This window comes from Anaerophilus nitritigenes (assembly GCF_004138215.1).
Lineage (GTDB): Bacteria > Bacillota > Clostridia > Peptostreptococcales > Thermotaleaceae > Anaerophilus > Anaerophilus nitritogenes.
The window spans coordinates 1-8,520 of record NZ_RYYS01000010.1 but is presented as its reverse complement, the minus strand read 5'-3'; the positions used below and the strand labels follow the sequence as shown (position 1 = coordinate 8,520).

The window sequence follows — 8,520 nt, the reverse complement described above, 5'->3', positions numbered from 1 at the left end:
GGAATTTAAATAAGATGACTCCTGTTAAATACAGAAATCATCTTATGGCTAGCTAGTTCTTTTTTTAAAACGTCCTTGACATAGGGTACACTTTACTGATAGGAAGTGTGCTGTCCTCTTTTTATTTTGCCTATCTCTTAAAATCATCTGTCAAAAATATAATTCCTATTATAATTACTATAATGGGAATAGCTAATCCCATGAAAACAACTGGTTGTTTAAAATATCCAGAAATATTTGAATATGATTGGTAATTTATAACTCGAGTTGCTACTAATCGATCAATACTCTGAATTTCTTTTAATATAAATAAATCTAAAGAAAGTACTAAACTGCCAACAATACAACAACAAAATCCCCTGATATTTTTACTCAAATAAATCCTCCTGATTCTAATTGGTTAAACTACATTTACTACAAATTTTTTTCGCTTACTAATTTCAATACTCCATTAGGATAGGCTTTATATTCTTCTGATCTATATGGAACTCCTCTACTTGAAATATAAGTAAATCTTACGTTAGCATATGGATCAGGTTTAGATACTGTAACACGTGATGTTTTACCTTTTATAGTTTGACCATCCATATGGATGGTACACTCTTGTATAACATTATATTTATGTTCTTTAACACGATAATCAACCTTAATTGTTTCACCTTTTTTTAAAGGTCTTGAATTTTTTGTTATAACAACTCCAACACTTTCTGTTACATCAAATCCTAATTCACTTCCTAATGCTGATTTAGGAACCTGTAAAGAACCATTTATAGATATAGCAACACTTCTTTCTTGTGCTACAGAAAAAGTTTCTCCATCGGCATCAGCAGGACCCAATAAAGTTAAATGTTGATATTTACCATATTTAGTTCCTTCATAAGAAGAATCTTTTATTTTCCAAATTTCATAATATGATCCCCTTGTAACAGGTGTTGAATTAGTATTTATGGAATCATTAGCAAAAGACATGGTACCAATACTTAATGAAAATACTGCTACCATTAACATGGATATTATTTTTCTTTTCACAATACATTTCTCCTTCTTAATTTTAACAAAATCAACGATAGAGGGTTAAGTATTAATCCGCTACCAATACTAACCTTCCAGAAATTGGAGAATCCCCCTTGTTTCTTACTATTAGGTGGAAAGGACCTTGACTACTAAATGGCTGTCCAAAAAAATGCATACCAGATGATGCTCTAAAATAGTCACTGCTAAGACGTAGATCATTTGCGCTAGTTATCAGTAAACTATATTTAAGATTGTTGCCTTTCACATCAACAGTACCTATGTATATATTGCTGTAGCTCTTAAATTTTTGAAGTTCACTAGATCCTAAAGTTCTAACAACTCGCTCTTCACCAGGCTGAAATTATAAACCTTTCCATAATCAGCAAAAGAAGTAATACTAAGAGTAAATACAAACGTTAATACTAAAAACAAAGATAAAAAATTTTTTTTCATAAAAATTCCTCCTTGATTTTTTAAAATATATTCACTTATCGCTGATTTTGTCCCAATACAAATATAACACACATTATCCAATAAATTACAAATATAACAAAAATATTTAAAATGATACAATATACTACAAAATATAAACAATCAAAATAAAGATAGGGGTAATGATAGTATCTGTATATTCAAAGGCAAAGTAGAATATAAATAAGAAAATGAATCAGAGGTGAATCAGGGGGACAGGCACATTGATTCTATGGGTTTCTCCTTTAAAAGTATATGGTTTTTCTAATTCACTAGTGTTTTCAACTGCAGTTTTTTTATCTTCCTGTGGCTTTTCTTTGCTACATCCTACACTTAAAGTTACTATCATTAATAATATCAATAGCACTGAAAATAATGTTTTCATTTTTATTCCTCCTAAGTAACCTATTAATAATCATTGTTTCTCATTTTTTTATAACTGTATAATACTTATTTTACCATATATAAAAAACTCCTAGATGATTAGGAGCTTTTACATGTGCTTCAATATTATTGTTGATATGCTTTTTTTCTTTTTATTAATTCTGAAATTATTGCCATAATAACAAAAACTGTTATTCCAATAACAAAATCTTTGGGAAAATCACCTCTTATAATATCAATAGAAAATCTATATTTAAGGCAACGTTTCCCGAATACTACCAACATTCCCATAACAGCATAGTAACTAATAGATTTTAATAACCCTTTTAACAATAAAAATCACCTCTATTAAAAAAAATTGGTAAAAAATAAAGGAGCTTTAGATCTTCTATCCTAAATTATTCATTAGTCTTAGTCCTAATTAGTGAGACGCCTAGTTTCCTCTTCCTCTTTCTATGAATATCCATAATAAAATTTCAACAAATAATAATATTGCACTTATGAATATCAACATATCAAGTGAAGAAAACGGTTTAAAATACCAACTCCATCTTTCTGTTACTACATTTGATATACATAGATAGGATATTAAAAATGTAATGATATTTCCTATAATTCCAATAACAATATTATTAGTCATTATACATAAACATATAAGGATTAATGGAACAATAATTATTCCTACATACTCCAATGCAGCCCTATTATTTAAATCATTATAGATAAGTAGAAAAACATATGGTATGCAGTATGCAAGTAAAATTAATCCTCTTATAGTTCACTTCTTCATTACTTCCACCACCCCTTCTATGAAGAATCAAAGGAATCAAAGTCCCTGTCCCCTTGATTCACCCTTGATTCCTGTCTCAGTTTTGAATAATACGGTACTTTATTATGATTTAGGACAAAAATTCCAAAACTAAATTTCTAAACTCTTCTTTATTACTAAACATAGCAGGATGATTTCCATTCTTAAAAATAACCAATTTAGAATTTTTCATTTTTAAATGAATACCTTTTAATGTACTTTCGATATTAGGTATTAAATCATCTTTCGCGCTTCCTGTAATTAAAACATTATTTTCTATGTTACTCAGTTCATAATTAAAAAAATTACCTATGTTTCTTGAAAAATCTATAATTAAGTTTGTATTTTGGTCAATAACATCTTTCCAATCAAAGCCATGCATTATAAACCAAAATAATTTAGAACCTAACTTGCTTTTTGCCATTTTTCTATCATCTACAATTTTTTTAGCAAACTCATAAGATAAATTTTCTCCTATGAAACTATCTACAATTATTCTGTTAAATAAATTAGTTTGTTCCAATACAGCATTTAAAGCAACAATAGCCCCCCCACTTGTACCTAACAGGTTAACATCGCTAATACCAATATGTTTACATAATTCAATAACTAAAATAGCATTAAAATGCCAATAATTTAAGGGGAGTTTATCTACTCTCTGAGATTTCCCTTGACCTACCAAATCTATTAAAATTACTTTAAAGTTTTTAGAATAGAATTTTAATTCTGGTATAAACATTTTTGAGGAAGCTGTATCTCCATGTATAATAACTAAAGGTCTCCCTTCACCAGATACTCTATAATATATATTAATATTTTCATACTTAAAATAAGACATTTTTAAACTCCCAATAACAAACATTGTAAAATTTTTTAATAAATATTTATTTTATATAATCTACATGGGAGAGTTAGTAGTTACTCTTACATATAGACTATTTTAGTTTATTAAAAATTCCCATTGAAAAATCCCCAGTTTCATTATAATATGACTGGGGATTCTATAAACCAAGGTGCCTGGCCTTTTGATTTTTACATTACTCATAATCCCACTTTTATTTTCTAAATCTACTGAATTGCAATATATAAATAGCAATGTGCTTTCCCATCTTTTGTATATTCACTTGGAACAGTACTCTCAAAGTCTTCTGTAAAGGTTCTATGTATATGACCTGATTTTTCCGCATCCCATACTTTTTCCCATGCTTTTCTCGCACAAACACTGATTTCTCCGTCTTCACATTTTTCGACATATTTTTTATAAAAGCCTTTACTTACTTCTACATCCATCTTTTGAAAAAAGTCCCCTGTTACAGCCATTATAGTTAAGTCATAATCTCCATTTTCATCACTGGAATAATTACTATATTTTGAGACTGGAGAAATACCCTGTTGGAATACATGTTCACTATCAAAAAGAATAGGTAATTCCCCACTTGTAATATCCTTCCAAATATCGCTAATAATTTGCATTCCTTCTTTGGAATTATTTGTTCTTATTGTTATTTGATCTAATTTATATGCCATAATATTACCCCTCCTATTATCTAAATACTTCATAATGTCTAATACTTATTATACACTATATGAAAAGCTACTTAGTTTGTAAGGTATCTGTCCCTTTGATTTCTAATTTAAGAATAATATATACTTAACATGAAATGAGAATCATATTAATGTTGGGCTAACTTAAATCAATAACATATCTTATATCAGTGAATTGCTTTCCCATAATTTCAAAATTATATTCATCTTGATTGCATTGAAAACCATTCTTTTCATAGAAAAGTTGTGCATTCTTATTTTCTTGTAGTACCCATAAATAAATATTTTGATAACCATCTTTTTTCATATCTGCTAATGCATCATCTAATAATTTTTGTCCATAACTCTTTCTAAAATAATCAGGATGAATATAAATCGAAACAATCTCTCCCCACTTAGGTAGCATTGCATCTCTCGCTTTACCATAAACAATGCATCCTACTGAAATATTATTCTCATAAATTTGTTTTACCTTAAATATGTTATTACTTATCCAGTCTTGAAAAACTTCTACCCAAAAATTATTTTTGAGTTGATCTAAATACCTTTGAGGAATAATGCCCTGATATGCAGCTTTCCAGCTTAAAGCATAAATATTACTAATAGTTTGTGCATCTTGTAATTTTGCATCTTTTATCTTTATTCTCATCAATCAAGCACTCCTTTTGTATTCATAATATTCTACAATTAAAGAGAATCAAGGGAAGAGAATCAAGGGGACAGGCACCTTGATTCAAATAAAAGATTTGAAATTGACTGCATATTTGGTAGGAAGAAATTCGATAATTTCATAATTAGCGATTTTTTCTCTGTAAAAGGGGTCTTCACGTAGTATAGCATTAACTTCATCAATATTTTCGGCATTACAAAGAATGATTCCACCTGTACGTGGATTTTTCCTTCCAGAACAGATAAATTTTTCGGCGTTATAGTATTTGTCTAGAAATGATATATGGCTAGGCAAATATCTTTCTACTTCATTAATAGGTTTGATATATGTAAGATTTAGTATAAACATATTGATTTTCTCCTTTAAATAGTTTAATATAATAATGACCAAAGTCACTGACTATAGTCATTATTTTACACTGATAATAGAAAAAAATCAAGAAAGGAATACATATGTTAAGAAAAGAACAATCTATCTTGACCAAAAATAAGGTGTTTGAAACTGCTATTAGACTAATTAAAAAAAAAGGATATGATAATGTTACCATAAGCGAGATATGCGAAAAAGCAGGAGTTGCAAAGGGTACTTTTTATGTTCATTATAAATCTAAAGAAGATATCGTGAAAGAAAGTTACTATTCTGATATGAGTCAGTTTGTTTTAAAACAATACCAAAATTTTATTTCACAGGATAAAAATATGAGTATTAAGGATAAAATAGGAAAGTTTCTTATATCAGAACTTATGTTTACTAATCATGTTGGCTATACAATGACATGTCGTGCTTATGTGACTAATTTAACCGAATGTATATCGGAAAGTAGCAACCATTTTGAAAGACGAGATTTTACAAAAGAATTAAGGATATTAATTTTAGAAGGGATTCATCAAAAGGTATTTGAGACAGACCAAACAGAAGAAGAAATATTTTTATACTTAGAAAGTTTTGTAAGAGGAATTATGGCTTCATGGTGTTTTTCAAATGGAAAATTTGATATTGTTAAAAAAGGAGAAAAATATATTGATGAAATTTTAAAAATGTTGTAAGTGTTGCCATAGAAAAAGTGGTATGATTTAATGACTCTACAAGATTTTAGAGCACTCACACCACTTAATTTGTATTTTATTTTGTCCTTAGTGAGGACGATATTCATACAACCCCTATCTTAATCATTATTTATCGTCAACATATTTTAAAGGATCAACTACCTCCCCTTGTTTTCTTATTTCAAAATGTAAATGAGGACCCGTACTAGCACCTGTAGATCCTATCTTTGCTATTTCATCTCCCATTTTTACTGTAGTATTCTCTTTTGCTACAAGTTCACTACAATGTCCATATAAAGTAGCAATCCCATTGCCATGATCAATAATGATGGTATTTCCATAAGCTCCAAGTTCCTCTGAATGTATAACTGTTCCGTCAGCAGCTGCAACAATAGTTTTTCCTTTAGGAGCCGCTATATCAATACCTGTATGCATAGATACTTTATTAAATTTAGGATGTTTTTTCTTTCCAAAAGTACTTGTAATGATTTTATAATCAGGTAAAGGCCAAAGCATTTCTTTTTCTTGAAGATTTTCCTTTTCATCTGATCCTTCAATGACTATGTTTTCTTTATCTGTACTAACTTCATTGGCACTTACTGCTAAATTGTTTTTCTTTTCATAAATTGAATCATCTGCATTTGTTAAAAATGTGCATGCTACAAAACTTAAAAGTATTACAGATATTATGGATATCTTATATGTATTTTTCTTAAATAAAGTAATCATTTTTATCCTCCTTTTCAGTTGAGTCTTTTGTGTTGAAAATCCAACGACTCCTACAGATTGAAAACTATTTATAGTACTTTCCAACAACGTAATCATAGTTTGACCATAATTTTTCCATTCTTCATGTCCAATGGATGACAAAACCATACTATCACAGGAAATCTCACAATCCTGCCTCATTTCATAGAAACCATACCATATAATAGGATTAAACCAATGAATAATTTGCAAAATTCCTGTTATCCAAAAAAGAACAATGTCTTTTCTTTTAAAATGAACGAGTTCATGAAGGATTATATGCTCTAACCCCTTTGGACTAAGTTTTTTCTCTATGTCTATAGGCAGTAATATACGTGGTCGAATCCATCCAAAAATAGCAGGTGTTTGTATTCCTTTTACCTTAAATATTAGAAGATCTTTATGAATTCCCAATTTCTCTTTACAATCCTCAAGAATTGTTAGGATTTGTGCATCTTCACATAAGCTACCTCTTTTTATCTTTGAACATAATCTTATATTTGTCTTTATTGTGTAAAAGCTAAACAGGATTAGCCCTATGATCCAAATGATCATCAATTTAAAGTAAATGCTACTTTGTAATAAAGCTTGCGTCAATGTTTGATGATCATTTATCCATCCATCTATTTGTATACCACTTTTGAACCAACCAATGATTATATTAGGGTCATATACTAATACATTTTTTGTTATCATTTCTGTATGTTTGCTAAAACCCAGTAAATTGAAAAAACTTATTGAACTTTCTGGTGCAAAAGGCATAACCAATCTTGCCAATACTAAAAACCATACATAATAATGCCATCTTGCCCCTAATTTATTCTTAAGTAGATGTTTCATAATTAGAATGCATCCTATTAAAATACTCCCTTTGATAGATGTACTGATTAACCATTTAAAAAGTAGCTCCATTTTCACGTACCTCACTTTTTCTCATCAAGCATACGTCTTAACTCTTCAATATCCTTTTTAGACAAATCCTCTATTTCTAAAAAGTTTGCGATCATCATTTTCAATCCTCCACCATATACACGCTTTAAAAAAGATTTACTTTCTGCTTTTACACAAGCATCTTCTGTTACTAAAGGATAATACCTATAGGTTCGATTATTCTTTTCAAAACCAACAGCCTCTTTTTTTACCAATCGACTCACTAATGTTTTTACAGTAGTAGGTCTCCACTGGGTTGTTTTTTCTAAAGCATCAATCATTTCATTAGTTGTAATAGGTGATTTCTCCCAAAGAACTTTCATCACTTTCCACTCTGATTCAGATATTTGCGGAATTTTATTCATGTTCTCACCTCCTTTTGACTACGAGTGTAGTCTATATATAGACTACACTCGTAGTTTAGTTTTGTCAATAGGATATTTTTTAAGCTCCTAAATGACTAGGAGCTTTTATTTGTTCTTTTTATATAAAATTTTACTTTCCAAAAACTCTACTCCAAAATCCTTTTTCTTTTCATTCTGCTTATTATTTATATGAAATATAGATGAACAATTCAAAATGAATATCATACAGTAATAGTAATCTTAGAAAATATATGTGGAACGAGAATTTTAATTGAATAGATCGTTACTCTAGATTTTCTATTGCAGTTTTTACACGAATCATTTTCGCACCCCAAATTGACTATACCCCTATTTGTTTTTTATAAAATATTTAAAAACTTCTAATGGGATTTTAAATAAAGCTCCCATAATGACTATAAAAATAATATAATTTTTATAACTTTTATTTGTATATTACTTAATTTAATCAGTCTAACTTCCGTTACTGAAAACTTATAAAAAGTTATAAATCATTATATAATACAATAATTTATAATGCTT

General features: G+C 28.8%; 12 protein-coding genes. 1 reads left to right on the top strand and 11 read right to left on the bottom strand.

Going from position 1 to position 8,520, the window contains the following annotated elements; translation table 11 throughout:
- Positions 1–130: 130 nt before the first annotated feature.
- From EK368_RS01105 to EK368_RS01070, 9 genes are all read right to left on the bottom strand, one after another.
- Complete coding sequence (locus EK368_RS01105) at positions 131–376, bottom strand: hypothetical protein (RefSeq protein WP_129595890.1); 246 nt, start codon at positions 374–376, stop codon at positions 131–133.
- Positions 377–414: 38 nt separating this feature from the next.
- On the bottom strand, positions 415–1,029 hold the full coding sequence (locus tag EK368_RS01100; protein WP_129595889.1) for a hypothetical protein: 615 nt from the start codon (positions 1,027–1,029) through the stop codon (positions 415–417).
- 309 nt (positions 1,030–1,338) lie between these two features.
- Positions 1,339–1,467 carry a hypothetical protein gene (locus EK368_RS15220; RefSeq protein ID WP_279222240.1) on the bottom strand — a complete coding sequence of 43 codons (129 nt, stop codon included), beginning with the start codon at positions 1,465–1,467 and terminating at the stop codon, positions 1,339–1,341.
- Positions 1,468–1,681: 214 nt separating this feature from the next.
- Entirely contained in the window at positions 1,682–1,870 is a 189-nt protein-coding gene (locus EK368_RS01095; RefSeq protein ID WP_129595888.1) for a hypothetical protein, read from the bottom strand.
- 125 nt (positions 1,871–1,995) lie between these two features.
- Complete coding sequence (locus EK368_RS01090) at positions 1,996–2,202, bottom strand: hypothetical protein (protein WP_129595887.1); 207 nt, start codon at positions 2,200–2,202, stop codon at positions 1,996–1,998.
- Positions 2,203–2,768: 566 nt separating this feature from the next.
- Entirely contained in the window at positions 2,769–3,515 is a 747-nt protein-coding gene (locus EK368_RS01085; RefSeq protein WP_129595886.1) for an alpha/beta fold hydrolase, read from the bottom strand.
- 230 nt (positions 3,516–3,745) lie between these two features.
- Positions 3,746–4,204, bottom strand: a complete 459-nt coding sequence (locus tag EK368_RS01080) for an AraC family transcriptional regulator (RefSeq protein ID WP_129595885.1) — start codon at positions 4,202–4,204, stop codon at positions 3,746–3,748.
- A 157-nt stretch (positions 4,205–4,361) separates the two neighbouring features.
- Positions 4,362–4,871, bottom strand: coding sequence for a GNAT family N-acetyltransferase (locus tag EK368_RS01075; protein WP_129595891.1), 510 nt, complete (start codon positions 4,869–4,871; stop codon positions 4,362–4,364).
- 84 nt (positions 4,872–4,955) lie between these two features.
- Entirely contained in the window at positions 4,956–5,240 is a 285-nt protein-coding gene (locus EK368_RS01070) for a YciI family protein (protein ID WP_129595884.1), read from the bottom strand.
- 104 nt (positions 5,241–5,344) lie between these two features.
- On the opposite strand from EK368_RS01070, the gene EK368_RS01065 reads away from it, so the two are divergent.
- Positions 5,345–5,938, top strand: coding sequence for a TetR/AcrR family transcriptional regulator (locus tag EK368_RS01065; protein ID WP_129595883.1), 594 nt, complete (start codon positions 5,345–5,347; stop codon positions 5,936–5,938).
- 126 nt (positions 5,939–6,064) lie between these two features.
- Here the strand turns inward: EK368_RS01065 and EK368_RS01060 are convergent, their stop codons facing one another.
- A complete protein-coding gene (locus EK368_RS01060; protein WP_129595882.1) occupies positions 6,065–7,597 on the bottom strand; it encodes a M56 family metallopeptidase in 1,533 nt (510 codons plus the stop codon).
- 11 nt (positions 7,598–7,608) lie between these two features.
- Positions 7,609–7,980: a BlaI/MecI/CopY family transcriptional regulator gene (locus tag EK368_RS01055; protein ID WP_129595881.1), complete on the bottom strand. Its 372-nt coding sequence runs from the start codon at positions 7,978–7,980 to the stop codon at positions 7,609–7,611.
- Positions 7,981–8,520: the final 540 nt, after the last annotated feature.

Coding starts and splice junctions, on each gene's coding strand:
- EK368_RS01070 (WP_129595884.1), bottom strand. CDS start 5,240: ATGTTTATACTAAATCTTACATATATCAAACCTATTAATGAAGTAGAA.
- EK368_RS15220 (WP_279222240.1), bottom strand. CDS start 1,467: ATGAAAAAAAATTTTTTATCTTTGTTTTTAGTATTAACGTTTGTATTT.
- EK368_RS01060 (WP_129595882.1), bottom strand. CDS start 7,597: ATGGAGCTACTTTTTAAATGGTTAATCAGTACATCTATCAAAGGGAGT.
- EK368_RS01080 (WP_129595885.1), bottom strand. CDS start 4,204: ATGGCATATAAATTAGATCAAATAACAATAAGAACAAATAATTCCAAA.
- EK368_RS01065 (WP_129595883.1), top strand. CDS start 5,345: ATGTTAAGAAAAGAACAATCTATCTTGACCAAAAATAAGGTGTTTGAA.
- EK368_RS01055 (WP_129595881.1), bottom strand. CDS start 7,980: ATGAATAAAATTCCGCAAATATCTGAATCAGAGTGGAAAGTGATGAAA.
- EK368_RS01085 (WP_129595886.1), bottom strand. CDS start 3,515: ATGTCTTATTTTAAGTATGAAAATATTAATATATATTATAGAGTATCT.
- EK368_RS01095 (WP_129595888.1), bottom strand. CDS start 1,870: ATGAAAACATTATTTTCAGTGCTATTGATATTATTAATGATAGTAACT.
- EK368_RS01075 (WP_129595891.1), bottom strand. CDS start 4,871: ATGAGAATAAAGATAAAAGATGCAAAATTACAAGATGCACAAACTATT.